Annotated in this window: 1 pseudogene; it reads left to right on the top strand. The window is 66.1% G+C overall.

Annotated elements, in window-relative coordinates:
* Positions 1–257 (top strand): annotated as a pseudogene (locus tag B3V69_RS03675) (Ni/Fe hydrogenase subunit alpha); the annotation flags it as partial.

Here is a 257-nt window from a genome sequence, read left to right on the forward strand (position 1 = left end):
TACGAAGTCGGCGACGACGATCTGGTGACGATGTGCAACCTGATCGTCTCGACCACCCACAACAACCAGGCCATGAACGAGGCGGTGCGTTCGGTGGCGCGCCAGTACCTCGACGGGCGCGAGCTGACCGAAGGCCTGCTCAATCACATCGAGGTCGCGATCCGCGCCTACGACCCGTGTCTGTCGTGCGCCACCCATGCGTTGGGGCGGATGCCGCTGGACGTGGCGCTGCTCGGGCCGGAGGGCGAGCTGATCGA

The organism is Rhodoferax sp. UBA5149 (genome assembly GCF_002413825.1).
In the GTDB taxonomy this organism is placed as follows: Bacteria; Pseudomonadota; Gammaproteobacteria; order Burkholderiales; family Burkholderiaceae_C; genus Rhodoferax.